The following is a 26149-nucleotide window of genomic DNA, read 5'->3' as shown; positions in this document are numbered from 1 at the left end:
ATGCCCACACCCAGCTTCGGGTCGCCCCTGATCCGGGCACCCGAGGGCGGGGCGCCGACAATTGTGCATCTCACGTCGGAGTACAGTCCGTTCGCTCGCACGGGTGGGCTGGCCGAGGCCGTGATGGGGTTGGCCAACTATCAGGTGAAGGGTGGTGCGAACGTGGTCGTGTTCGTGCCACTCTATCGCTCGGTGCGCGACCACGCCCCGGATCTCGCGCCGCTCGGCCGTCCCATCCAGGTCGAACTGGGGTTCCGCAGTGAGGAAGTCCGCTTCTTTCGTGAAGTGCAGCCGCCAACTGGCCCGAAGGTAGTGTTCGTGGACATCCCGTCGGCGTTTAGCCGCGCCGGGTTGTATGGCGAGGGCGGCCGCGACTATGCCGACAATGCGCGGCGCTTCGCGATGTTCTCGCGTGCCGTGCTCGATGGCATTCCGCGTCTGATTGCCGGTCCCGTGCTCGTACATGGACACGATTGGCACACGTCGCTGGCGCTGATGTACATGCGCACGTACGGCGGGCTCAGGGAGCGCTACGCCACCACGCCAACCGTGCTGTCGGTGCACAATGCCGGCTATCAAGGGCACTTCCCGGCGTCGATGCTGAACGACTGCGGTATCCCGCCCGAGGTGTACAACTTCCGGCATCTCGAGTGGTACGACCGCATCAACTTCCTGAAGGGCGGACTCACCTTCGCCGACATGGTCGTCACCGTGAGCCCCACACACGCGCAGGAGCTGCGTACGCCCGGCGGTGGCTTCGGACTGCAGGAAGTATTTCAGTGGCTTGGCAGCCGCTTCACCGGCGTCACGAACGGCATCGATCAAGTGTTGTGGAATCCGGCTACCGACGCTCAGATCACGTCGAACTACACGCGTGCCGATACGTCGAACAAGATCAAGTGTAAATCGGCGCTACAGCGTTCGTTCGGCCTGCCGCAACGCAAGCGCACACCGCTGTTCGGGCTCACCGGTCGCATGGTGATACAAAAAGGGCTCGACCTCATTCTGAATTCCCAGCTGATCTGGAATCTCGACGCGCAATTCGTCTTTCTGGGCGCCGGCGAAGCAAAGTATGAGCGCGCCCTCCTGGCGCTCGCGCGGGCGCGTCCGGAGCACGTGGGCGTGCAGCTCGACTTCACGGACCGTCTGGAGCACCGCCTGATGGCGGGTGCCGACATGTTCCTCATGCCGTCGCAGTACGAACCGTGCGGACTCACACAGATGCGCGCGCAGCGCTACGGCTCGCTGCCGATCGGGCGTCGCGTGGGTGGCATCGCCGACACGGTGCAGGACGATATCACCGGCTTCCTCTTCGACGAATTTCAGCCGGCAGCGCTCGATCGGGCGATTTCGCGTGCGCTGGCCCGCTTCGCCGACCGGAGCGCATGGGCGCCCCGCATGAGCGCCGCGATGAAACAGGATTTCGGATGGGAGCGCTCGGCCGAGCGCTACGCGCAAGTGTATCAGCGGGCGATCGAGATCGCCGACAGTCGACGCTGATGCACTCGGTCATCATTCACCATCATCTGTACCAGCCGCCGCGCGAAGATCCTTGGCTCGAAGTGGTACCGACCGAACCGTCGGCGGCACCCGACCACGATTGGAACGCGCGCATCAATCGCGAGTGCTACGCGCGACTCGCGATGGCCGAAGCACATTTGTGCGACCGGCGCGCCGCTGCTCGTGATCCCGATGCGCGCGCCGGTATTGCGCGCGTGGTGAATCTCTACGCGTGGTGTTCATTCGATGTCGGCGCAACGCTCTGCGAGTGGCTCGACGCCGAGGCGCCCGACACGATGCGGGCGATGCAGGAAGGCGACGCGGCCAGCGTGCGTCGGTGGGGACACGGCAACGCCATTGCCGCCCCGTATCATCACGTGATCCTCCCGTTGGCGTCACCGCGCGAGCGCACGACGGAGATCCGCTGGGGCATTCGCGATTTCCGCCGTCGGTTCCATCGGGAGCCGGAAGGGATCTGGTTGCCGGAATGCGCCGCCGATGAAGACACGCTCGATGCCGTCGCCAAGGAAGGAATCGCCTATACAATTCTGGCGCCGTATCAAGTGCGCGGGCACGATGGCAGCGGCATGCCGGTGCGTTGGCGCGGCGCGTCGGGTCGCACGCTCACCATCGTGCCCTACGACGGCTCGCTCGCCGGTGACGTGGCCTTTGGCGGATTGTTGCGAGACGCCCCGGCGCTGGCGCAGCGGCTCACGCCCTATCGCCACGCGAGCGACCAGCACACCGATCGGTGCACCACACTGGCCACCGATGGCGAGACGTTCGGACATCACCACAAGAGCGGCGACTCGACGCTCACCGAAGCGTTGTCGATGGTGGTGCAGCAGACGAGCTCCCGCGTGACGAACAGCGCGTCGTTGGTCGCGATGAATCCGCCCACCACCGACGTGCAACTGGTGTCGCCGAGCGCGTGGAGTTGCGCGCACGGCGTGGAGCGGTGGCGCAGCAACTGCGGTTGCCGTCTCGATGACAGCAAGCCGCCGGCGCAGCAATGGCGCGGACCGTTGCGCACCGCGATCGAGCGGCTCTCGAACCACTCGCACGAGGTGTTCGAGCGCGAAGGGCTTACGCTTTTCCGGGACGATCCGTGGGAGGTGCGCGATCGCTACGGCGATGTCGTGGCTCAGGACGGGGACGTGCTCGAGCAGTTTGTGAAGCGCGAACTGCGTGCCGATGCGTCTGCGCACCACGTGCAACGGGCGCGCGAATTGCTCGAGCTCGCGCGGGCTGCGATGCGGACGTTCACCTCATGCGCGTGGTTCTTCGACGAAGTCGATCGCATCGAAGTGCGGCAAGTCTTGCGCTATGCGGCGCGGTCGATCGAACTGTCCGGTCACGCGTCACGGCTGATGCCGGAGTTCGTGCAGTGGTTGGCACCCGCCACCAGCGGCGCGCCGAATGCCGGCAGCGCCAGCGAGCTGTTCGTGCGCGAAGCCATGCCGCACCGCGATGCGACCATCTGCGCGGCGGCAGGCGTCATCGCCTGTGCCGCTCACGGTATCGCCACGCCGCGCGTCGCCACGTTTGATGTCACCGTGAGGCCGCTTGCCGAGGCACCGGGTGCTCCGTGGAACGTCACCCTCGCGCATCGACGCACGGGCGCCGCGCGCTCGTTTGTGGGGCATGTGCACGGCACCGGCCCCGGCCTCACGGTCACCCTCTCCGCAGCCGAGGCCGAAATCGGGGGCACACACGACGTGCACGTGCACGAGTTTCCGGAATCGGTCGCGCGGCTGCTGCTTCGCCCGATGGCGCTCTCCGACGAAGCGCTGTGCGACGAGGCCACCCCGACGCGTTCTGCCTGATCGAGATCTCGATCTTGATCTTGGCGCGGTCGTTTACGGCGCCACGCTCCAACGCCACCGTAGACCTGCGTAGAACTGCCGCGCAAACGCAGGCGTCCACAGGTTCGGCTGCTGATCGAGCAGATTATTCACTCCCCCCGACACTTCGAGTTCGCGTGTGACCGCCAGCCGAAGTTGCGCATCCACCGACAGCAGCGCGCCCTGGCGTCCGATTACACCGCTCTCGGTGGAGAACGGCCCCGTGATCGGTGCACCACTCGGAATACCGACCAGCGGCGCGTTGCCGGTATAGCGCACCGAGGCGTCGGTCGAGAATCCCTCGCGAACCGCCCACTCGCGCGCCACGCGAAGTCGCGCTGTGTGCGACGCACGCCGACTGAGAGGGAGTCCCGAGTTGAGATCGCGGGCACGGAGGAAGTCGTATCCCACCGTGACCTCGGTGCCACCGGCGTTCACGCGCGCATTGGCTTCCACGCCCTGCGTGCGGGCGCGCGACACGTTCACGTAACGGTACGCCTGAAATCCCGCGGCGTTGTCGCCCTCGTAGCGCCAGTCCACGAGGCCGGACACATCGTTGCGGTAGCCCTCCACGTCGAACGAGAGCGACGTACGCGGCGCCCACGTGCCACCCACGCTGGTGCTCCACGACGACTCCGGAAGCAGATCGGGGTTTCCCGCGAGCGTGTATCCACCGGCCGGATTCGTGAACGTGTACCGAATTTCCTTGAAGCCCGGCGCGCGGAATCCACGTGCCACGTTGCTGCGCAGTCGTACGCGCGACGATGTCTGCCAAGCCAAGCCGAACGACGGATTGGTGCTGCTGCCCCAGAGCGTGCTACTGGTGTGTCGCGCCCCGGCCGTCATCAGTACGTTGCCGAGTGTCCACGAATCACGAGCAAACACTTCGGTGACCTGCTCGTCGGCGCTGTCGCCGGTCACTTTCCTGGGCGCCACCAGCGAGCGATTCGAGCGCTGCGCGCCCACGTCGATCGCGTGCGCGCCGACCACGCGCGTGTACGACAACAGGTAGCGTCCTTGACGCTCACGCTGTTCAAGTGAATCGGCCGAGCCTTTGATGGGCAGCAGTCCACGCGATTGCCGGTACTGATACACGAAGCGCTGCTCGAAGGCGCGCGCGCGGATGTTGCCACCCAGCAGCGGACCGCGCACTTCGGCAAACCCCTGCCCGCCCCGATTGTCGATGAAGCCGTTGAACGCGGCATCCACCGGAAAACGCTGACGCTCCTGCGAGCCCTGCATGTCGAGTCGCAGCGCCCATTTGTCGGTCAGCGCATACCGAAAGTCGGAGCGCACATCATAGATGCGATTGAACGTCGACCCGATCGCGTTGTATCCGGTCACGCGGTCGGACTGACGCCATCCGCCATTCACCCGGTAGCCAAGCTTTCCCACCGTCTGACTCACGCCAAGTGACGACTCCTGACGTCCGAGTCCGCCTTCACGGGCGAGCGCATCGATCGTGAGCAGCTCGGTGGGTGCCGCTTGCACGATGTTGATCACGCCACCCAACGCATCGCTGCCGAACTCCACGCTCGCCGGCCCCTTCGTGACCTCGATGCGCTCGGTGGCGATCGTGCTCAGACGTCCGATATCCCGGCTTTGGATGAGGGCGCCCGCCACCGGTTCACCATCCACCAGCACCAGCACGCGCGAGTCGTCGAAGCCGCGAATGGAGATGGACGTTTTCGATGGAGGCGCGGGAAGCTCCTGCAATCCCGGCAGCTGACGCAGCAGCTGATTCGCCGATACCGCCGCGACGGCGTCGATTTCCTCTCGGCCGATCACCGTGACACTGCGTGGTGATTCGCTGGCGCGGATCACGCGCTGCCCCATGGTGGTGGTGAACACCGGCAGCACGGTGGCGAGCGCCACCAGTCGCACGACGGGCGTGGTGCCGGCCACCACGGTGCGCAACGCGGCGAAGCCCAACGCACGCACCACCATCGAATCGCCCACAACGGCGGCTATGCGAAAGCCGCCGCGTTCATCCGTGCGAACACGGATACCCGTACGCAACACGCGCACCTCGGCCGACAACACCGGCGCGCCATCCGCCTTGCCGATGACGGTACCCGACACGGTGCCCTGCACGGCGATCGCGGTCTGCGCGCGAGCCGGTCCGCCAGACACGACGGCCAGCATCAGCGCGAACAACAGGGGCATCGATCGACCAGACATCGTAGAGCGCCAGCCTTCCGTCATCGAATACGCGCGTATCGAATCGTCGGGAAGCCCGCCACACCGGTGTTGCTGTAGTAATCGGTGATCTGAAGCTTGTACACGCGCGTTCCGGACCTCACGAGGTACGTATTGAACGCGGCATGCAGTCGTTCATTGCCCTGCAGGTTGTAGCGGAACGGCGCGCTCTTGTCGAGCACCGAGTTCGGGATCACACCCACCAGCGTGGACAGGAACGTCGCGAACTGTGGCGCGTCGCTGGCGATCGTGGCGTTGGCGAATGCCGGTGACGCGGGGCCCGGATACGTGCCCGCATTACATGCCACGTTTGGCACGAGCGACAGCTGATCCGCCGCCGGACTGAACTCGAAGTCCCAGTTGCAGCCAGCGCCGGTCACGACCGCGTTCGTGGCGAGGCTGATTTGACGCACGCCATTTGCCGGAGCGATTGCCAGCGTCCGCACCGCGCCGAGCGTGCTGCCGGTCTGCAAGCGCGACTCGAGATACAGCGTGTCGACGGCAAACATGGGCGTAAACTTGATGCGCGTGGCGCGGAACACGGCGAAGCTCCCGTTCGACAGACGGAGCTTCCAATAGTTTGCCGGGTTGGCCGTGGGAATACCGCTCAGGTTCAGATAGCCCTGCTTGTTCTCGGTCAGCCGATCGGTCTGGAACTGATCGTCGACGGGAATCTGCGCCGCCCGAACGGCGTCGAAAGCGGCGAGCGTGGCGGCCGGCGTAAACGCCAGCACCTGCGCGTCGCTGGCCGTCTTGTTGTTGTCGACCGCGAAGCCGAGAACGTTCTTGCTGGTGGCGCCACCAACGGCCGGCGAGTTCAGGCGCACTTCGAAGCGGCGGAAGGCCAGATCCCAATCGCCAGTGCGCGGCACCAGCGCCCCCGACGCAAAGCTGAAGTACACGAGCGTGTCCGTGCTGCTCGCATTGAGCGGGCCGAACGAGACCACTTGGTTGATGGCCGGCTCCGGCGTGCCGGTACCGGGACCCGTGGCAGCCGACTCGCCTTCGCAGGCGCCAAGCACGGCGAGGGAAGCGACGGACAACAGCGACCGCATCATGATCGACTTCATATAGTGAGCGCAGCAGAGATTTTATGGAGTAGGCAGCACCGGCGGATACCGCTCGCCCGTGCGCGAACGTGGAGAGTACCCACCTGCACTTCACCGCTGCATTCGTATTTCTATCAAGGCGAGCGTAGGGGAATCCCTCTGCTATGGGACCGACTGCCCGCGCACGGCGGACAGCGGCGCGGTCGGGGTAAGCATCGACCCGGGCACCGCGGCTTCACGCGAGTGCGCCGAGTCGAGCGGCGGACCGAGGAACGGCTCGCACACCCCTTCGGCGGTCTCGCGGATGAGCTGATCGACCACGGCGCGGAGATCACCCGTTTTGGCGTACGTCGCCAGCTGCCGCTGCGCACTCGACCCTTCGTCGAGGATGCGGAACGCGTACTCGACTTCCTTCCGGGTGCCGAGCTCGTCGAGCACGTCGTCGAGGAACCACTCCACCAGCTCGCGAATGAGCACCGGCGCCGGCAGCTCTTCTTTCTTGCCGAAGTCGATCAGCTTGCCGCCGAGACCCCAGCGTACCGCACGCCACTTGTTTTCTTCGATGAGATCCTGGGCATACACGCGGAACGTCATGTTGTCGCGACGCAGCTTCCACATCTTGGCCACGACGGCCTGCAGGATGGCGGCGATACACACGGCCTCGTCCACCTTCGTGTTCACATCGCAGGCGCGGAACTCGAGCGTCGGGTAGATGTGGTGCGGACGCACATCCCACCAGATCTTCGATCCGTCGGGGATACTGCGGGTCTTTACGAGCGTGTCCACGAGATCGGCGTAGTCCCCCCATCCATTCAGGATGCGCGGGACACCGGTACGCGGGAAATTCTTGAACACGATGCTGCGGTAGGAATGCAGACCCGTGTTGCGCCCAAACCAGAAGGGCGACGATGTGGACAAGCACAAAATGTGAGGCAGGATATAACGCGCGGCATTGAGGCAGTCGATGCGGAATTCCGGATCTTCAATGCCCACATGCACATGCGTTCCGAAGATGAGCAGGCGGTGCGCCAAGTCCTGCAGCTCCGCCTTCACGCCGAGGTATCGCTCCTTGGGCGTCATCTCCTGGTTCATCCAGTTGGAGAAGGGGTGCGTGCCGGCCGAGGCGATGGTCAGACCATGCTGGCCGGCCGCGTTGATCACCAGTCGACGCAGGTTCACCAGCTCCGAGCGCAGTTCCGCGATCGAGGAACACACCTTTGTGCCGATCTCCACCTGACACTGGTGGAGTTCCGCTTTGACGTCTGCCAGCTGCGCGTCATTACTCGACACCAGCGCATCGAACCCCGGCGTGAGGTCACGCGTGACAGGGTCGATGATCTGATACTCTTCCTCGATTCCGACGGTCAGGCTCGGTGCTCGCATTCAACCCCCCACGCCCACACGGGACGTACTGTTCGCGGTGGACCAATCCATAGCGGCCAGTATGAAGCCGCCGAACAGATGTCGGGAATGCGGATCCGCCATCTCGAGAACTTCCGGATGCCATTGCACCCCGACCAGGAACGCCTCGTTGTCGCCTTCGATGGCCTCGATCAAACCATCGTCGGCGGTGGCCGACACCATCAGGTTCTGCCCCAGCTGCTTGATCCCCTGATGATGCATGCTGTTCACCGGCGACCGTGTGGATTCAAGCAAGCGTGACAACTTTGTGTCCGCGACGACGACGACCTCGTGCGCGAGGTGATCCCGTTCGAAGCCGGCGGTCGGAAAAAAGTCATGCTTGTGGAAAGCAGGATTTTGTGATGCGAGGTCCTGCCAGAGTGTACCGCCCGACGCCACGTTGATGACCTGCAGGCCACGGCACAGGCCGAGCACCGGCTTGCCGTCTTCGATCGCCCAGCGGACCAGCTGCAGCTCCACGCGGTCACGCGCCGGGTCGAGATTGCCGCATTCCTTGCGGATCGATTCGCCGTATTCGGCGGGACTGATATCGACGCCGCCGGGAATCAGCAGGCCGTCGAGTCGTTCATAGATCTCGCGCACGGTGAGCAGATCGTCGTCGAGCAGCGGGATCATCCAGGGCACGGCACCGACCAGAGTGGCGGCCAAGAAGTAGCGCTGATTCATCACCCACGACGAGGGCAGCCCCGGTGGGATGCCATCGATCGAGTGCAGCGTTTGCGTGGTGAGCCCGATAACCGGGCGCTTGAATGACGACATCAGCGTTGTTCGACGAGAAAAGTAGGAACGTTCGAGCCACCGCCGGCGGTGACATTGAGCAGAGGATCGGTCGCAATGCGGGTGAGACAACCGGACATTGTAACGCCGTCAGCCAGAAAAGGAGCAGTGTCGAGCATACGGTCGCCAAGATGGAGCGAGCCGTCGGTCCAATCCGGCCACAATTCGCTGGGTACCTCCACCCGCTCCTGCACGATATACGGCTCGGCAAGGGCTGTCCGAATGGCCACTTCCCACTCGGCATCGTTCACCGTCCACCCCAGCACAATCCCTTTACCGCCGTACTCGTCGTTCGGCTTGAGCACGAGTGTGGAGCGGTTGGCGGCGGTGAATTCGAGGAGATCGACCTGACTGGCGCCATACTGCGTGTGTCGCGCCTCCACCACACGTGTCCACGGAATATGCGCCGCGACGGCCGCCCGTTCGTCGCTGGTCAGCAGCACCGCCTGCCGTTCGTCACTTAACACGGCAAGTGAGGCCTTCTTATGTAAAACCTTACAGCGGAACGGGTTCACCATGCACACCGCACCCTCTCGTACAGCTTGAATCACCGGTGAATTGAGCCCTTCCCGGGTAACCAGCTCGTCGATCAGGACGCGCTTGTAAATCAGCGTGACGTGCTTTCCGCCGATCGTCAGCCTGCCGTTCGTGTACTCGGCATCGCGCGGATCGCCGATGAACGCGTCGATCCCCATGGCCTTGAACTCGCGCGCGAAGAGCACGAACTCGCTGCGCGTGGGCACTTCCTTCCAATCGAGAATGACGATCGTGGGCGCCTCGCGCACGCCGCGCCAACGGTAAAAGGCGTTGAGCAGCGAGTGCACGACCGACGGCGCGGCCGGCAGCGGCACCGCGATATGCGTACGGCTGAACTCGTGCATGACCGGCAACGCCAGGAAAGCACGCGACAAGGCGTCATTGTAGGCCGCACCCGCCGGAGTCTCCGCGTTGTACTCGGTGAACTTGAGCCCGCCCTCCCCTTCCGCAAAGAATGCATCGAGACGGGAGGTCGGACTGGCGACACCGAAGCCCGGGTCGGCGTGGATCAACTGCTCTTCCCACGCCGTCAGGCCGAACTGTGCGCGTAAGGCCGAGTTCGCCATCGCGGCCACGCGGACCTTTTCGAGGGCGGAGCCCACCAAGGCGCAGGCGCGGGCGAGCTGCTTGTACTGCCCGACACTAAGGAACCGCGGACGCAACACGCTACACAGCGGGCGCTCCCCAAAGAAGAGCCCGTCGTGCCGCAGCTGCCGGTCCAGCACCTCCGCGCTCGCCTGCGCGATACCGGGTTCCTGCAACACGTCGTGGTACCGCGCAATCGCCGATGTGGACATAAAGCATGAGTAAAATTTGTGACTAAAGACGGAGCCCGCGTGTACACCCCTCTCCCTACTCCCGACTCCCTACCCCCTACTTCTCTCCAATCGCGACACCCGTCGGCCTCACCCTTGGCTCCGTCGCCAGCTTGATCGCCAAGTCCGCCATATGCTCCACCACCCACTCGAAGTAGGTCGGCGTGAGCGAATGGATATCCATGTCCGGAGCCGGGTTCATGAAGTCGATGGCGTATGGAATTCCATCCTTCACGGCAAACTCGACCGTGTTCATGTCGTAGCCGAGTGCGTTGCAGAGCGTGAGCGAGTCCTTGATGCAGCGCGCCTCGAGCTCCTTACCCAGATAGCCCGGGTCGGGGATATAGCGGCGTTCGCCGGGGTCGTAGGGCATCGGCAGGACTTCCTCGCGGCCCAGTGCCATGCAGCGCACGTAGGCGTCCCATTTGATGAACTCCTGCACCACCATCGTGAGCAATCCACTGTTGTTGTAGTGGTGGATCAGCTCCTCCATGGACTCGCAGATATACACATCGCGCCAGCCGCCACCGTGCGCGTCCTTGAGCACACACGGAAACCCGATGTACTCGGCAACCCCCTTCCAGTCGAGGGGATGGGCCAGATTGCGCAACGACTCGGTGTGGGAGATGCCGGGGATGTAGTCCCGATTTGCCAGGACCATCGTTTTCGGGTGCACAACGCCGTTCTGGATGGCCACGGTGGCGTCGTAGAACTTGTCGTCGGCCGACCACATGAACGGGTTGTTGACGACCGTCGTCCCCATGCGGGTCGCGTGCTTGAGGAAGGTGCGGTAAAACCCGACCTCATGCGAGATACGGTCGATGATCAGCGTATACGGGACGTCCTGCCCCATCCGGGTCGCATCGAGCTTGATGTAGTCCGCACTGACACCGGACTGCCGGCGCGCCACTGCGTCGAGAAAGGCGGGAGGAAACGACCATTCCCGACCGACCAGCAATCCGATCCGTGGTTCCATCGACACGTCTGTACTCCTGATAAGGTGCGCGTGATCACGGTGCGCGTAATCACGGGAGAATGCGCCAACGCGAGCGGATACGCCATGGCCCCGTGTGTTTCGTACTCTGCACGGCCGGGCTCGCCGATTGAGCACGAAAACCAACCAAGCATATGTGTTAGCAAACAACAAAAAAGCAGCTTTGTGACAAGGCGATGTGTGGATAAACACCCTCATGCAGCCGCAAAGCGGCATGGGATCACAGGACTACTTTTCCACAAGATCGGCGGGGCGATCTTTCGGTCCAATGAGGACTTACCGGGTTATCCACACACCTTTCAACGTGTATCCACAACTAGATCAACAACTTAGCAACTTCCAGTCGTATTGCGCGGGCACGCGGATCGTCATAACATCACCGCTCACCGCTGATCCGACGCATGTCCAAAATGCGGTGCTCACGTTTCTGCCTTTCTTGGAAAACGCTCATGCACGTTGTCTCCTGCAGCGCCCCACTCGGCACCATCTATCCGGCTCCCGTCACATCCCTGCCTATCCACAATGGGATGGAAAGTGACCGGATCACCGCGTTTTGGAGCAGCGACGACCAGTACCTGGTCTGCGTCGAGAGCGCTGCCGGTACCACCTGGTACCGCATCGAGACGGAAGTTGCCGAGCCAGCGTCGGACGAGGCGACGCGTCTCGCCATTGGGGCCATGATGTCCGACATCCTCCCACTTGGGGCGGGGCGGATCGCCTTCCCAGTGGGCAGCAGCGGACGTCGTGTGTATCGCGTGTGGCGCGCCTCCAAAAGCGCCTCCGAGGGCGCAGCGAAGGGCGGACGGACTAGAATCCTGGGAGTTCTAGCTGGGCGGTCACGCCGCCTGCCAGCGTAGCGCCGGCAGCTTGAAGCCACGCCAGCAATACGTCCTGTCCATGATCGCCAGCCATGGCGGAGCGCGCCGCGCTCAGGTGCAGCTTGAACTCGCCCGAGACATCGGGCAGAGTGCGCCGCAGCACGGCCACGGTGAGGAGCTCGGTCGCGTCGGCGAGATGACGGATCGCGAACTCCGTCATACGGGCGCGCAGCGCCGCCGTGTTGAGGAGCGGGCCTTCGCCCGGTACTTCATGATCGGCCCGACGCTCACGGAAGGCCGCCAGGCGACTCCGCGTGGCGGACAGCCTTGGCAACTCCTCGGCGGCGTGATCGGCGTGCGCGGCCACGGGGGCACCCATCAGACCCAACCAGGCGATCCAGAGCGTGCCGCGGGCGTATGCCTCCCATGGCTCGTGTTCGAGGCGGAGCGCCGCCTGGTGCACGGTCTCGGTGACGTGATTGCGGACCTCCCACCAGCGCATATACGCCTCGGTCTGTCGCGACACGAGAGCCAGGGCGCCAATCTTGAGCGCCCACTTGACCGCCGATTCGCCATCGTCGGTGGGCGGCCGGAGCGCCGCGGAGCAGCGGAAGGCCCGAGCCGCGCCAAGGGCCAACACGGCTTGGGCGAGATCGCGACCGGCACCAGGGGCCGGCTGCAGCGCCGCGTCCAGCTGGCTGAGGGCCGCCAGCTCGTACGCCGTGCCGAGAAGCGCGAGTCCGTCGGCAATCGGTTCGCCCAGTCCATCACCCGGGCGCAGGGCGGCCGCGTCAGCCCGCTCCAGCAGCAGCGCACGCCGCTCGCTCGGAATCGCGGCGACGGCCCAGTGATCGTCGAGGGTGATTCTGGCGAGCTCCGCCAGATCCCTCGCCGTAACGTCTCGTTCAGCTACCGGGGTGAGGACGTGCATCCATCCTCCTGCAGGGGAGAGCTCGAACCGTACCCTGTCCGACACCCGACGTGGTGTTGGAACAGGCCTCAGACATCTGATCGAAGCACCCGTCGGCGACGACCGGGTCACCGATCAAGACCGTTGTGCTCCGCGCCGACGACGCTTTAGGCGCCTGTTCGGCATCGGGATAAGGCCGAACCACGAAGCATCTGCAGTAAGCAACGCCATAGCATGCGGTTGACCCCGCCTGCACCGCATCGTCATCACTGTCGCATTTATGTAACAGCTCTGTCTCTGTCAAGAGCAAACTCGGGTGAAACCCGCGCAAACTACTGACAGAAGGCACTTTCCGGAGATTTTACGTGGGTTTTGAGTCATCGCAGGTGGCGCGGCGCCGTTTGGCCGCTCTGGCGTCGAGCAACGGGCGCGTGCAAGAAGCGCTCTCAGCGTCAGCTTTTCCGGGGTTCTGGGGTAGCTCGTGTCACCAGGAATCGAGCCAGGATCGGCAAGTACCGCTGAGCTCGACCCCCGCCCACGGTGGCGCCTTGGTTCGTCATCTCGATGACCTCGCGCACGACATCGTGGCCATCCCGGGGGCCGGTGGTGCCCTTCTTGCGGCTTATGCGGCGCAGGCCCGCGCGCTTTCGATGGTCGTCGAAGCCGCCAAGCGGGCCGGCAGTTCACCACTTCCCGCCTCCGTCCTCATGGCCGCTCAAGACGCGCTTTTGGCTCCCTCGCCCCTGCCGGGGCTGGTGATCGGGTGACGACGTTCCCGCTGCGCGCGCTCGTCGCCGCGGCGGTATTGGTCACGGTCGCCAACACGCACGACCTCCAAGCGCAGTCTGGAGGAGCCGTTGTGCTCTTTCGCGCCGGTCGCGCCCTCGCCCTGCACGGAAAAGTCGATTCCGCTCTTCGCTCGCTCGAGCAAGCGAGCTCCTCCGCACGTTCCTCCGGGGACCTCGCCACCGAGCAAGCCACCAGGCGCGGCCGCGCCAATCTCTGGATGCTGCGCGGCTGCGCCGACAGCGCCACCCGGATTCTCCGCGAGGCCGTCAGCGACGCACCTCCGGGCGATCGGTCCAGCGCCGACGCCCTGGTGCGTCTGCTGGCGTCCCGGAAGGCGGTCGCGGAGGCCCGCAGCGTGTTGGTGAAGGCCTACAGAGACGTCCCGGCGGTCGGCAGCAGCATCACCCGAGAGAGTGTCACGTTCCTGCAAGGTATGGCCAGTGTGGAACTGGCCGGCGGCCAAGAAGCTGCCACGCTGGCTACGCTGACCTCTGCCCTCGCCATCGCGGTCCGCCTGCATGAAGGCGACGTGAAGGATCGAAGCAAACATGCCGTCGGCGAGATCACCGACGAAAACGCCTGGCTGATGTTCGACCTCGCGCAGCTGCGACGGACCGCCAAAAGTCCGTCGATTCACTCGCCGCGGGAGCACGCCCGCATCATGGGCAGCCTCGTGAAAGCCTGGCCCACGCTCGACGTGCTCCCCGACGACGGCTTCCCGATCACCCGCTTCGCCGATCGACTGGTAATGCGAGCCGCGTTGTGCGCCGCCGATGGCAGTGCGTGTCCTGTTCCAATCGTGGCCAAGGGGTGCCCGTAGTCGGCTGGCATCGTAGGAACAGATCGCACAGAGAGAAAGAGAAAAAGAAAAAAGAGTGAAGGACTTTCTCCTTTTCTCCTTTTCTCCTTTTCTCTTTCTCTTTCTCTCTTTCTCTCTTTCTCTCTGTGTCATCTGTTCTGCGGCCGATGTGTCGCCGCCGATCAGTTGATCCCCTTCACCTCGACTTTCTTCTCGGCCTTCGGATCCTCGAGCGTTTCCAGCACTTCACGCCACGAGAACTTCTTGCCGTTGCCGAGGACCCAGTAGTTCATCCACGCCATCTCGGCCGTGCTCTTCACGAGCCGGTTGCGCGCATCGGGAATGCCATGTGAGGCGCCGGGGTACATGAACAGCTCCGTCGGCACGCCCACGCGCTTGAGGCCCATGTGCAGCTCCACGCTCTGCGGGCTCGGCACGCGCGGATCGCCCTCTACCACGTGAATCATGGTGGGAGTCTTGGCGTTGCGGATGTACTTGATCGGCGACTGCTTCCAGTATGCGTCGAAGTCGTCATAGGGCAACTTGTTGCCGAGGTAGTACTGACGGTTCCGCTGCACGTCGCTCTGCGCGTACATCGAGATCCAGTTCGACGTGCCGGCGCCGCTCGAGATGCCCTTGAAACGATCGGTATGCGTCAGGATCCAGTTGCTCCAGTGGCCACCGGCGCTCCAGCCCAGCACACCCATTTTGGTCTCGTCCACGAGGCCCTGCGCGATGAGGGCATCGACGCCGGTCATGATGTCGTTGTAGCCCGGCTCGAAGTAGTTGCCGACGATGCCGTTCTTGTGCGCCTCGCCGTAGTTCGTGGAGCCGCGGTAGTTGGGCATCAGCACCGCCCAGCCCTGCCCCGCATACACCTGCGCACCGTAGCCGCCGTTGAACGACAGCTGATCGGCCGCCGCCGGGCCGCCGTGAATGGCGACGATGAGCGGATACTTCTTGCCGGGCTGGTAGCCGACCGGCTTGAGCAGCACGCCTCCCACCTTCTTGCCGTCCTTGGACGTCCAAGTGACTTCGGTCTCCTCGCCGAGCGCGAGCTGGTCGCGCACCCAGGGGTTAGGATCGGTGAGCTGCGTCCACGAGCTGCGTGACGCCAACGCCGACAGCGACGCGACCGTGAACATGGTCGGCGGCGTGGTCGGATCCTGATACGACACCATCAGCCGCTTGGTGGCCTCATCCTGCGTCACCGAGATCACGCCCTTCACGTCGGTGACCGCTTTCACCGTGCCCGACGCCACGTCGAGCGCGAACAGCTGCTGCGTGGCCTTGAAGCCCTCGTTGAAATAGATCGTCCGGCCGTCGGCCGACCACCAGTCGGCACTCACGTCGCCGTCGAGATCACCGATCTTCCGGAGGGCCGCGCCCTTGGCGTCGGTCGCGCGCACGTACACGCGACGGTTCTTCATGTTGTACGCCGTCATGTCGTTGGACGCCGAGAACGCGATCGTGCGCGAGTCGGGTGAGAAGGACAGGCCCGACTCCGACGACTCTTCGTTCTTCGTGAGGCGCTCGATGCTGCCATCGCGCGTATCGAGGAGGAACTGATCGGCGTAGATCCCCTGCTCGGTGATATTGCGCTTGTAACGGTCGTTGGGCACGGCGGTGAAGCCTACCCACTTGCTATTGGGCGCGATCACGAAGGCGGTGACGGCCAGCGACGTGTCGCGCGTAACGCGCGTGGTCGCGCGCGATGCCGACGCGAGGTCGACCATCCAGAGCGAGTTGACCGACGTCGCCGCGTTGCGGACCGCCACTGTGAACTTCTTCTCCACCCGCGCCTTCTCGTCGGCGTCGACGGTGTCGGCCGTGATGAAATACAGGCGACGGGAATCGGGAGCCAGCTCCCAGCTGCCCACACCGGTGGGGTGTTTCGTGAGCTGCGTGGCCGTGAGTGAATCGAGCGACGTTCCGCGGTCGAGCGATGCCATGGCGAGGGCATGGAGCTGCTCCTCGCTGGCCTTGCCGCTTCGATACACCAGCCACTGACCGTCCTTGCTGAAGGCGAAGGTGCTCACGCCTTCCTTCGCATTCGTGATGCGACGCGCTTCGCCACCATCGGCGCGCATGAGGAAGAGCTGTTGCTTTGCTTCGCCCGCCGCGCCTTCGCGGTTCGACGAGAACACGAACCAGCCGCCGGCGGGCGCCCAGCGCGGCGAGGATTCGTTCTTGTCCTTGGTGAAGGTGAGCTGCCGGGTGCTTTCGAGACCGCGGTCGGTGCGCACCAGGTAGATGTCGCTCTGGGTCGTCGCCTCTTTCCAGTCGGGCGTCGTGAGCGCGTACAGCATCTGGTTGCCATCGGGCGAGATGGCCGAACCGGCCACTGAGCGAAGGCGCTGCGCGTCCACCCAGGCCATCGGCCGTTTCGCCTGTGCCCAAAGCGGGGAGGCAGACAAAACCAGCAGGATGCCGCCTGCCGCCAGCCGCGCGGCAGAGGGGACGAGCGATCGGTAGGGCACGGGACGCATGGGCAGCCTCGGAACGGAAGGGAAACACCGGGAGTCGGCGGATCTTGCACCCGGGGCCGCAGACTAGCAACGTCCTCGGATGAGTTCATCATCCCTAATACGTCGCAGCGGTACCACCGCTGCACTCCTGCTGCTCAACGCGATGCCGGCCGCCGCACCAAGCGCTTCGGCGCAGCGCGCTGTCGGGCAAAGCGCTCTCGCGCAGCGCCCCGCTTACGACCCCACCCTGTTCAGCGACGGGTCGAAAACGAATCGCGCCTTCAAGTCGCTGCGCTGGCGTAACGTGGGCCCTTCGCGCGGCGGCCGCGCGACGGCCGTGACGGCCGATCCCACCAAGCCACTGGTCTTCTATTTCGGCGCCGCCAACGGCGGTGTCTGGAAAACGACCAACGCCGGCCAGTCGTGGGACAACATTACCGATGGCAAATCCGACATCTCGTCGGTGGGGGCGATCACCGTGGCCCCGAGCGACGCCAACGTGATCTGGGTCGGCACCGGCGAAGGCAAGCCGCGTGAAGACCTCACCTACGGAACGGGCGTGTATCGCTCCACCGACGGTGGGCAGACCTGGACGTCGCGCGGTCTCGCCAATGCCCAGCAGATCACGTCGCTGCGTGTCCACCCCACCAATCCCGATGTCGCGTTCGTGACGTCGCTCGGTCACGCGTTCGGCCCGTCGCCGGATCGCGGGGTGTTCCGCACCACCGACGGTGGCGCCACGTGGAAGAAAGTGCTGTTCCTGAACGACAGCACCGGCGCCGCCGATCTGTCGATCGACGTGAACAACCCGCGCATCGTGTATGCCTCCATGTGGAAGTTCCAGCGCTCGCCGTGGGGCATGGACGCCGGCGCCGGTCGCAGCGGCCTCTGGAAGAGCACCGACGGCGGTGACACGTGGACCGAACTCACCTTCAATCCGGGTATGCCGAAGGGGTTGATCGGAAAGATCGGTGTGGCCGTCTCTCCCGCGAATTCGCAGCGCGTGTACGCCAACGTCGAAGCGCAGGACTCACTGGGCGGTGTGTTTCGCTCCGACGACGCCGGCGCCACCTGGTCGCGCACCAGCGGCGATCAGAAATTCGTGGTGCGGCCATTCTACTACATGAGCGTCACGGCTGATCCGGTGAACGAAAACACCGTGTATGTCATGAATCTCACGGTACATCGCTCCATCGACGGCGGACGCACGTTCACGCCGATCCGCGTGCCGCATGGCGACACACACATCATGTGGGTCGATCCGAAGGATCCGAATCGTCTCATCAACGGCAACGATGGCGGCGCCACGATCTCGTTGGACGGCGGCCGCACGTGGAGCACACAGGGCAATCAGCCCACGTCGCAGTTCTATCATGTGACCACCGACAATCAGCAGCCGTATCGCATTTATGGGGCGCAGCAGGACAACAGTACGGTGTCGATCGCCAGCCGCTCCGACAACGGATTCATCGGTGAGCGTGACTGGTTCCCCGTGGCCGGTTGCGAGAATGCATACATCGCGATCGATCCGAAGAATACCGACGTCACGTTCGGCGGCTGCTACATGGGCCAGCTTACGCGCCACGACAAGAAGACCAATACCCGTCGCGACGTGTCGGTGTGGCTTGGCAACTACGATGGCATCGCCGTGAAAGATGTGCCGCAGCGATTCCAATGGACCTTCCCGATCCATTTCTCCCCGCACGATCCGACCACGCTCTACACCGCGTCACAGTACGTATGGCGCTCGAAGAATCAGGGGGCGTCGTGGGACAAGATCTCCGGTGACCTCACGCTCGCCGACACCAATACCATGGGACGCAGCGGAGGTCCGGTGAGTGGTGACATGACCGGTACCGAGTGGTATGCCACGATCTTCGCTCTTGCGGAATCGCCGGTGAAGGCCGGCGTGCTCTGGACCGGCAGCGACGACGGCCTTGTGCACATCTCCACCGACAATGGTACGACCTGGAAGAACGTGTCGCCCAAGGCCTTCGGAAAGTTCACGCGCGTATCCATCATCGAGGCCTCGCCGTTCGATGCCGGTACCGCATATCTCGCAGCCAACCGCTATCAGCAGGACGACTTCACGCCGTACCTCTTCAAGACCACCGACTACGGCGCGACGTGGGCGCGGATCGACGCCGGCATTCCCGTGGGTGCGTATACGCGTGCCATCCGCAGCGACGTGAAGCGTAAAGGGCTGCTCTTCGCCGGCACAGAAACCGGTATCTACACGTCGTTCAACGACGGCGTGAACTGGGAGCCGCTGCAGCTCAATCTGCCGCGCGTGAGTATTCGCGACGTGCGTGTGCATGACAACGATCTCATTGTCGCCACGCACGGTCGCGCCTTCTGGTCGATCGATGACATTTCTCCCCTGCGCGCACTGGGCGACTCGATCACCACGAAGGCCACGCATCTGTTCACGCCGGCTCCGGCGATCCGCTGGGCAAGCGGTGGCGGACGTGGCGCCGGCGCCGGCGCCAATCCGTCGTTCGGCCTCACGGTGGACTACTGGCTCGAGACCAAGCCAGCGTCACCGATCACCGTGCAATTTCTCGAGTCGAACGGCGCCGTAATCCGCACCTTCGCCAGCGATGCCCCGGGCAAGAAGGACAGCACCGGCAACGTGCAGGCCGATTCGGCCGCGAACGCCGCGCGTGCATTGCAGAACGTGATGCAGCTCGCGTACGCACCAGCCGACTCCGTGGTACACGCGCGCGCCGGCGCGAACCGCTTCGTATGGAATCTCATGTACACGGGCCCGAAGCGCATCCCGGGCTCGATCAACGATGACGGCTCGTACGAAGGCCCGATGACGGTGCCGGGTGACTATACGGTGCGACTGATCGTAGGCAAGGATACCCTGTCCCGTGGCTTCACCGTGCGCGCCGATCCGCGTGTGCAACTCGCGGCGGCCGAATACACAGCGCAGTTCGACGCGGCCACGGCGGTGGGTGCGCGCATCACCAGCATTACCGAAGCGGTCGCGCGTATGCAGGACCTGCAGCAGCAGCTCGATCAGCGTTCGCGTCAGTCCAGTTCGCAGGCGTATGCCGACTCGGTGAAGACGATGGCCACCGCGCTGCGCAAGAAGCTGGAAGAGGTACGTGCCGAAGTGTACGAGGTGTACACCAAGGCCGATCAGGCCACGCTCAACTATCCGATCAAGTTGTACCAGATGTTCGTGACGCTGAACAGTCAGGTGAACGAAGGCACCAATCCGCCCACCCGCCAGCACGGCGAAATTCTCACCGATCTCTCCACGAAGCTGAACGTACAGCTGAACACCCTGCAGAAGCTGGAAGAGAATGACCTGCAGCAGTTCAACGCGCTGCTCACGCGACTGGGAGTTCCCAACGTGTTCGTGGCTCCTAAGAAACCGATTGGATGATCGCTTCAGCCGCCCGAGCGGAGCCGCAGTTTCTGCGCCCGCTCGAGCGCCTGGAGGTATCGCTTCTCGCTGTGCTTGTCGCGGCCTTTGTGTTTCACGTCGACGCCGGCCATGATCGCGAGCCCGCTGATGCGCAGCACCGGCGCGTTGGGATCTTCGGTGGCTTCGGCGCCGCGCACGGAGAAGCCGCCCATGACGGCCATGCCCGTCACCTCGACGCGCACACCGGTCGGCACGAAGATCTCGACACCACCCCAGAACGTGAAGATCTCGATTTCCGTGACCCCGGCTCCGAGCTTCGCCTCGCGCAAGTCGAGCTGACCACCGCCCATAACGGCGACCACGCGCAAATGCCGTGGAACGATCCAGCTGCCACTGCGGTCGAAGCCTCCCATGAGCGCTAACGCCGCGCCCCGCGCTGGCACCACGGGCTCGGCGGCCACGCGATTGACCGACGCCGCGTCGGCCAACGAGCGATTCGGTTCGGCTGGATCTGCCAGAAGTACTTCCAGCTCGCCAAGCGACCGCGCGCGATACACCAACGTCAGTCGCTCGTCGAGCTGCTCCGTCGACAGGCGGTCGGTCGCGAACGCGCCCGACAGCACCTGCACGACATAGTCCCGCTGCACATCGGACAGTGCAACGGGTGCGTACGGATGTCCGGTCATAGCATCATCACAGTGCGGGACGTTTGGTGTGAATATCCGTCGCCTTCTGGAACTGATGGGCGACCGACAGAATCAGATCGTCGTGGTACAGGTTGCCCGTGATCACACCACAAATCGGCTGCGCCCGGTACACCGGAGCGGGCGCTGCCGCGTTCGCACCGCCGCCACCGAACTGCGGCACATCGAACTTGTACGGCAACACAGCGCACGGGTGTCCGGTCTGTGCATTAGGTCCCACATCGGCATTGGGGCCGGCGATGAACAGGTCGAGATCCTTCATGAACTCGCCCCACTTCGCCACCAGTAACATACGACGCCGCTGATTCTGCACGACCTCGAAGCCACGCGCGGCGCGGCCGCTCAACATGCGCGGATTCCAGTCGGCCGCAGCCATCGGGTTGGTGGCGCCCGGTTCCACACCCTTCGGCAACGCCGCCACGTTGTTACCGAACGGCGCGTTGCCGGTGCGCGGCGCGTCGAAGAGCTTCGTGAGGTCGAGGCCGATCTCCTTGGCTTTGCGTTGTACGTAGAAGTCGAACGCCGCCGCCGACTCCACGTTCAGTCCACCGCCCTGCATGCCCGCCACCGTGGGTCGTGCGCCGATGGTTTTCGGATTCATGCCGAGCTCGCGCAACGTGTCGACGAGCTCCTTCGGTGCGGCCGCGTCGACACCAATGCGCAGTGACGCCAGCTCGAGCTTGCGGTCGAACTGGAACGGCATGGTCACCGTGCTGGCATCCTTCTCGTCCACGCCATGCAGCACGCTGAACACCAGGGCGCAATCTTCTGCGGTGCGACACATCGGTCCCACGCGATCCATCGACCACGACAACACCATACCGCCGTGGCGGCTCACGCGACCGAACGTGGGACGCAGTGCACTGATACCATTGCGAATGGCCGGCGATACGATCGAGCCCTGCGTTTCCGTGCCGATCGAGAACGCCACGCAGCCGGCAGCGGTAGCCGATCCCGGCCCCGTGGAGCTGCCACTCGATCCGATGTTCGTGTTCCACGGATTGTTCGTCCGTCCGCCATACCACCAATCGTTCTGCGCGAACAACCCCGTGGCCAGCTTCGCCAGCAACACCGCGCCCGCGTCTCGCAAGCGCACCACGACCTCGGCATCGTAGTCGGGAATCTGATCTTTGAAGTCGGCCGAACCCCACGTGCTGGGCACGCCCTTCACAGCAAACAGATCTTTGATGCCGTACGGCACACCATGCAGGGGTCCGCGATACTTCCCCGCCGCAATCTCCGCGTCGGCCGCGTCGGCTTCCGCGCGCGCCTGTGAGGCCAGCAGCGTGACCACGAAGTTGAGTGTCGGGTTGAGCTGCTCGATACGCGCGAGATAAATATCGGTGATCTGCCGCGACGTGATCTTGCGCGCCTTGATCAGCGCCGAGATACGATGCGCCGGCAAGAACGCGAGATCGTCGGGATTGGTCGGCACGACACCACTCCACTTTTCGACGGCGTGCGGCGTGCGTGCAAAGGCGGCCGCGCCCTTCTCGCGCAACACCTTTTCCATCAGCGCGCCCGTGCCTCCCGGATATGGCATGAACTGCAGCGCGGGCGCTTCGCCGTTGCCAAGTGGCACGGCGGGCACCGGCGGCGGCTGCGCGGCGCCACTCGGCTGGCCACCTGCTCCGCCGGCTCGCGCCACGGCTCCCTGTGCACCCGCCGCCTGCGCACCGAACGTGCTCGCCGCCGCCGCGACCAGCGAGTAGAACATGAACTGACGACGGTCAACACCGGTAGCCGATGCATCGTGGTCAACGGCCGCCAGTTCGGCCTCGGCCTGTTCCAGAAAATCCAGAGGGGTATTCACGCAGGGGCTCCAACAGAGAGAGACAACGGAACGGGACCAACACAGCTCATCCCGAATATCTCACCCGGTACGCACGGGGGCGAGCTTCGTTGAGCTCACCCGAAGCCACGCATCGCCCTGCGCGTTCCCTGTCAGTGCTGAATACGGAACACGAACGGCTGTTCCACCAGCTGCGACACCGCGCGCCCGTGAAGGATAGCCGGTCGATAGGTCATCCTCACGAGCGCCGTGCGCACGGCCGCTACGAACTCCGGATGCGGCTTATCGAGGACGAACATCGACGCGGTGTCCACATGGCCAATTGTGTCGACGACGAAGCGCGCGTAGACCACACCCTGAATGCCCGCCTTGAGCAGCGCCAGCGGATACTGCGGTCCTTCGGCCGAGGGGTCGAGCGTGACCGTGGAGTCGACCTCGATTTCACTGTACGCCTTCTCCGAATCACTCGACGCCTCGGGCAGATCGAGCACCTCACCGCCCACCTCACCGAGGTTGCCGCGCGGCACCGGCGTTCGGCCGTACTCCGACGTTTCGATCACCGGGATCGACGGAGCGTTCACACCACCGAGCCCGATGAACTGAATCGACTCTTGCACCGGAGGCGGCGCCGATCGGCGCAGCGGTGCGAGAAAACTGACCGCCGTGTCGACCAACGGCGTGGGGGCGATGCGATTCAACACACGGGCGCCGATGATAGACACGGCGACAATTGCGGCGTACGTGCCGATGCCGAACAGCTCGGCGCCCACCGCATGTAGCGAGGGCCGACGAGTGGACTCGATCAGCGTGAGACGAACCTTGGCTTTTGGCATGTCGCTACCCTGAGGGCGCGAGACGACGGAAGGAAGATCGGGACCTGCTTGATCAATGCGGGGGGTGGCGCGGGTTGGCAAGGGGGGAGCGACGGCAGGCTGGGACGGGTGACAGGACTATGCGGGAACGAGCCCGGCGATGGGGAGCGCGTGCTGCGGTCATCGCGAGCCTTAGGCAGCTCCGCGCCCTACCCTGCCCTGCCCTGCAAAGCGTCCGCGAAGCAGCTCGTGCGCACCAGACCTACGGGGCGGGCCGAGTTTAGCCGCGTCGTTATGCGTCGCGGCGGCACCTCGGCGCTGCGCGTTAGATCGTTCGAGTTGACACCGCAGCATGTGGCGGCGGCTGAGACGAAGCGTGAGTATTGCGCCTTTCGAACGACTTGCGGAGTGGCAGACCGAGAAGGCAGTTGGCGGGAGCGCTGTGAATAGGTTGGTTCTCCGGCGATAGGTCGGCGATCTAACAGGCGTAAGACCGCTAGAACCAGCCTTGCGCACCGTGCGATCGTGGGGCTTCACCAGGTCCAAACGCGCGGCGCTCGCCACCAGTGCCGGAACGACACTCTTCCGCACGCGTATATACGTCTGTATTTTTCATGGGTGATCTTCGACTCGGATCACGCCAAAAGCGACCAGAATCTGGAGAAGCGCGGGTTCGACTTCCCGTTCGCGACCTTGGTCTTTGCGGCGCCGTATGTCGAGTTCGACGATGGGCGCTACGACTAGGGCGAACGGCGGATCGTGGCGCTCGGCCGCGCGGGCGAGATCCCGCTCACGGTGGTGTTCACGGACCGCTTTGCGCCGACTGGTGCCGTCCTACGCCGGGTGATCAGTGCTCGTCTCAGCAACCGCAAGGACCGTCGCCGCTATGCCGAAAGCCTCGAAGTCAGTGCCCCGGACGACGACCGGGCATAAGCGCGGCGCGTCCCCGACCGAAGGGCGTGTCGATCTCGCGCGATTGCGTCGTACGACCGAGGCGGAGATCGCCCGCACCGCTCCCTCGGAATTACGCGACATTCCGGAGGACTTCTGGCACGGCGCCCGCGTGGTCACGCCAGTCGCCAAGGAGGCGATCTCCATTCGGCTCGATCAGGATGTCATCGCGTTCTTTCGCGCCAGCGGCCCCCGCTACCAGTCCCGCATCAATGCCGTGCTCCGCAGCTATGTGGAACAGGTGGCGCCGACGGGTCGCCCCGCGAGATCGCAGCGCGCAGTCTAACGTCGCGATGCTGCAGACAGCGGCGATGGTGGAATGTGGCCTGCGGCCGCAATTTCATGAAAGCCGCTGCTGCAGAACGCAGCGCGTTAGGAGTCACTCAATCAACCATTCCCCGATTTACGCCTGCGAAAGGCCCGACCGTCGATCAGAGCCTTCGCAGCAAATCTCAGCTGGTTTGCCAGCACTGACGGCACAGTATCGAGTGGCAACGGCTCAAGGCGGATAACTACATCCTTCTGCAGCAGAAACCGAGCCTTACCAGCGCGGTGGCCCGCCGAAGTCGGCCGAGACATGTACAGCGTATCCGCAGTGAGGATGTACACAATGCCATTCTTCGTAACTAGCGTATCGGCAACCGGACGAACCGGCGTCTGCACGAGCGCGATTGAGAAGCACAGCAGTCTGAGCATGGTTACCAGCAGTCGTTCGCGCCGTAAACGGTCGCGAGAATCGTAAGTGAAGAATGCCACATCCAAACGTCGTACGCCGCCGAACCCAAGTTGCTTACGGCCGACCTGCCTGGAATGTCCCAATCGACGATCGCGTCGATTGTAATGTTCGCGAGCTCTTCGTAGAAACTGTCCTGAGCGGCGTAATACAGATTCGTGTGCTCATAGATCGCAATTTAAAGATCAGTGCGAGCGTACATCGCCGCTGCGGACGGCGCCATCGGACCGACGGAACCGGCATCGCGTCCCCGATACAAGCCCAGAGCTGATTCGCGTTGGCCCGCTGCATGAATCAGACCACTGGGGCGCTGACCGCGCAGTTTCCCCGTAGGAGAAGCCTTGACACGCTCTTCGAGGTTGTCGACGAAAGCAGAGCTCGCCGCAACGTCTGCAAGCATCTTCCGCAGCGACGGCGTGATCTTTTTCGCCTTGCCGCTGCCCTGCATCACAAACTCGTTAGCGGTGAATTCGAGCGTGCCGCTGGCGAGTCTGACAGACTGCACGACCGGAGCAACTGCTCCCGATTCGTTTTCCAAGACGCGCGTCGGTTCACAGGCAGACAGCGCCAATGCACCTATCGCGAGAATGCAGCCGACGGCACGACTTTTGAACCGAATAATCGATTTACCCAAGAAAGAAGTTGTGCACGAGCGCCAATCGTTCGCGTAGGCTTGAATCGTAACCATGCGTCAGCGACGCGTAATCCGTTTGGTCCCAGAATCGGGAGCCCCTTTCCCAATCGTCATCGCTTGGAAAAAGCAGTGGTAGCGGACACCTAGCAGGGTGATGAAAAACGCTGATCTGCGAGCGAAATGCTCGATATTTTCGCGTTGAATGAGTTCAAACGGTGATTCG

At 63.9% G+C, this 26149-nt stretch carries 21 protein-coding genes; 8 read left to right on the top strand and 13 right to left on the bottom strand.

Annotated elements, in window-relative coordinates:
• Both ACESNG_RS23830 and ACESNG_RS23825 read left to right on the top strand, forming a co-directional pair.
• Positions 1-1500: a glycogen synthase gene (locus ACESNG_RS23830; RefSeq protein ID WP_373071206.1), complete on the top strand. Its 1500-nt coding sequence runs from the start codon at positions 1-3 to the stop codon at positions 1498-1500.
• Positions 1500-3326 carry a DUF3536 domain-containing protein gene (locus ACESNG_RS23825; RefSeq protein WP_373071204.1) on the top strand — a complete coding sequence of 609 codons (1827 nt, stop codon included), beginning with the start codon at positions 1500-1502 and terminating at the stop codon, positions 3324-3326. Before ACESNG_RS23830 ends, ACESNG_RS23825 begins: the two co-directional genes overlap by 1 nt.
• A gap of 33 nt (positions 3327-3359) precedes the next feature.
• On the opposite strand, the gene ACESNG_RS23820 is transcribed toward ACESNG_RS23825, so the two are convergent.
• From ACESNG_RS23820 to ACESNG_RS23790, 7 genes are all read right to left on the bottom strand, one after another.
• On the bottom strand, positions 3360-5510 hold the full coding sequence (locus ACESNG_RS23820; RefSeq protein ID WP_373071202.1) for a TonB-dependent receptor domain-containing protein: 2151 nt from the start codon (positions 5508-5510) through the stop codon (positions 3360-3362).
• Positions 5511-5545: 35 nt separating this feature from the next.
• A complete protein-coding gene (locus ACESNG_RS23815) occupies positions 5546-6613 on the bottom strand; it encodes an HmuY family protein (RefSeq protein ID WP_373071200.1) in 1068 nt (355 codons plus the stop codon).
• Positions 6614-6754: 141 nt separating this feature from the next.
• Positions 6755-7975 (bottom strand): carboxylate-amine ligase, encoded by a 1221-nt coding sequence (locus tag ACESNG_RS23810; RefSeq protein WP_373062007.1) that lies wholly within the window; start codon positions 7973-7975, stop codon positions 6755-6757.
• On the bottom strand, positions 7976-8773 hold the full coding sequence (locus ACESNG_RS23805; protein WP_373071198.1) for a gamma-glutamyl-gamma-aminobutyrate hydrolase family protein: 798 nt from the start codon (positions 8771-8773) through the stop codon (positions 7976-7978).
• The gene (locus ACESNG_RS23800; protein ID WP_373062003.1) at positions 8773-10125 is read right to left on the bottom strand and encodes a hypothetical protein; all 1353 of its coding nucleotides are present in this window, start codon (positions 10123-10125) and stop codon (positions 8773-8775) included. Before ACESNG_RS23800 ends, ACESNG_RS23805 begins: the two co-directional genes overlap by 1 nt.
• A 76-nt stretch (positions 10126-10201) precedes the next feature.
• A complete protein-coding gene (locus tag ACESNG_RS23795) occupies positions 10202-11119 on the bottom strand; it encodes a RimK family alpha-L-glutamate ligase (protein ID WP_373071228.1) in 918 nt (305 codons plus the stop codon).
• Between the two features lie 825 nt (positions 11120-11944).
• Positions 11945-12886, bottom strand: a complete 942-nt coding sequence (locus ACESNG_RS23790; protein WP_373061997.1) for a hypothetical protein — start codon at positions 12884-12886, stop codon at positions 11945-11947.
• Between the two features lie 527 nt (positions 12887-13413).
• Here ACESNG_RS23790 and ACESNG_RS23785 point away from each other — a divergent pair.
• Entirely contained in the window at positions 13414-13632 is a 219-nt protein-coding gene (locus ACESNG_RS23785; protein ID WP_373061995.1) for a hypothetical protein, read from the top strand.
• Positions 13629-14474, top strand: coding sequence for a hypothetical protein (locus ACESNG_RS23780; protein ID WP_373061993.1), 846 nt, complete (start codon positions 13629-13631; stop codon positions 14472-14474). The genes ACESNG_RS23785 and ACESNG_RS23780 overlap by 4 nt, the downstream gene beginning before the upstream one ends.
• A gap of 161 nt (positions 14475-14635) precedes the next feature.
• On the opposite strand, the gene ACESNG_RS23775 is transcribed toward ACESNG_RS23780, so the two are convergent.
• Positions 14636-16942 (bottom strand): prolyl oligopeptidase family serine peptidase, encoded by a 2307-nt coding sequence (locus tag ACESNG_RS23775; protein ID WP_373071196.1) that lies wholly within the window; start codon positions 16940-16942, stop codon positions 14636-14638.
• A gap of 79 nt (positions 16943-17021) precedes the next feature.
• Between ACESNG_RS23775 and ACESNG_RS23770 the strand changes: the two genes are divergently transcribed.
• Entirely contained in the window at positions 17022-20318 is a 3297-nt protein-coding gene (locus tag ACESNG_RS23770; RefSeq protein ID WP_373071194.1) for a VPS10 domain-containing protein, read from the top strand.
• A gap of 5 nt (positions 20319-20323) precedes the next feature.
• On the opposite strand, the gene ACESNG_RS23765 is transcribed toward ACESNG_RS23770, so the two are convergent.
• From ACESNG_RS23765 to ACESNG_RS23755, 3 genes are all read right to left on the bottom strand, one after another.
• Positions 20324-20986, bottom strand: a complete 663-nt coding sequence (locus ACESNG_RS23765) for a DUF1707 domain-containing protein (RefSeq protein WP_373061987.1) — start codon at positions 20984-20986, stop codon at positions 20324-20326.
• Positions 20987-20993: 7 nt separating this feature from the next.
• Positions 20994-22817: an amidase gene (locus tag ACESNG_RS23760; RefSeq protein WP_373061985.1), complete on the bottom strand. Its 1824-nt coding sequence runs from the start codon at positions 22815-22817 to the stop codon at positions 20994-20996.
• A 131-nt stretch (positions 22818-22948) separates the two neighbouring features.
• Positions 22949-23629 (bottom strand): energy transducer TonB, encoded by a 681-nt coding sequence (locus ACESNG_RS23755; RefSeq protein WP_373061983.1) that lies wholly within the window; start codon positions 23627-23629, stop codon positions 22949-22951.
• A gap of 597 nt (positions 23630-24226) precedes the next feature.
• On the opposite strand from ACESNG_RS23755, the gene ACESNG_RS23750 reads away from it, so the two are divergent.
• From ACESNG_RS23750 to ACESNG_RS23740, 3 genes are read left to right on the top strand one after another with little or no spacing between them, the layout of a single operon-like run.
• Positions 24227-24352 (top strand): hypothetical protein, encoded by a 126-nt coding sequence (locus ACESNG_RS23750; RefSeq protein ID WP_373061982.1) that lies wholly within the window; start codon positions 24227-24229, stop codon positions 24350-24352.
• A gap of 15 nt (positions 24353-24367) precedes the next feature.
• Positions 24368-24541, top strand: a complete 174-nt coding sequence (locus tag ACESNG_RS23745; RefSeq protein ID WP_373061980.1) for a hypothetical protein — start codon at positions 24368-24370, stop codon at positions 24539-24541.
• Between the two features lie 43 nt (positions 24542-24584).
• Positions 24585-24845, top strand: coding sequence for a BrnA antitoxin family protein (locus ACESNG_RS23740; protein ID WP_373071192.1), 261 nt, complete (start codon positions 24585-24587; stop codon positions 24843-24845).
• Between the two features lie 101 nt (positions 24846-24946).
• Here ACESNG_RS23740 and ACESNG_RS23735 read toward each other — a convergent pair whose 3' ends face one another.
• Both ACESNG_RS23735 and ACESNG_RS23730 read right to left on the bottom strand, forming a co-directional pair.
• Positions 24947-25315, bottom strand: a complete 369-nt coding sequence (locus ACESNG_RS23735) for a hypothetical protein (protein WP_373062449.1) — start codon at positions 25313-25315, stop codon at positions 24947-24949.
• Between the two features lie 155 nt (positions 25316-25470).
• Positions 25471-25980, bottom strand: a complete 510-nt coding sequence (locus ACESNG_RS23730; protein WP_373071190.1) for a hypothetical protein — start codon at positions 25978-25980, stop codon at positions 25471-25473.
• Positions 25981-26149 lie beyond the last annotated feature (169 nt).

Source organism: Gemmatimonas sp., from assembly GCF_041689975.1.
Lineage (GTDB): Bacteria > Gemmatimonadota > Gemmatimonadetes > Gemmatimonadales > Gemmatimonadaceae > Gemmatimonas.
This window is presented reverse-complemented; position numbering and strand designations above follow the sequence as displayed.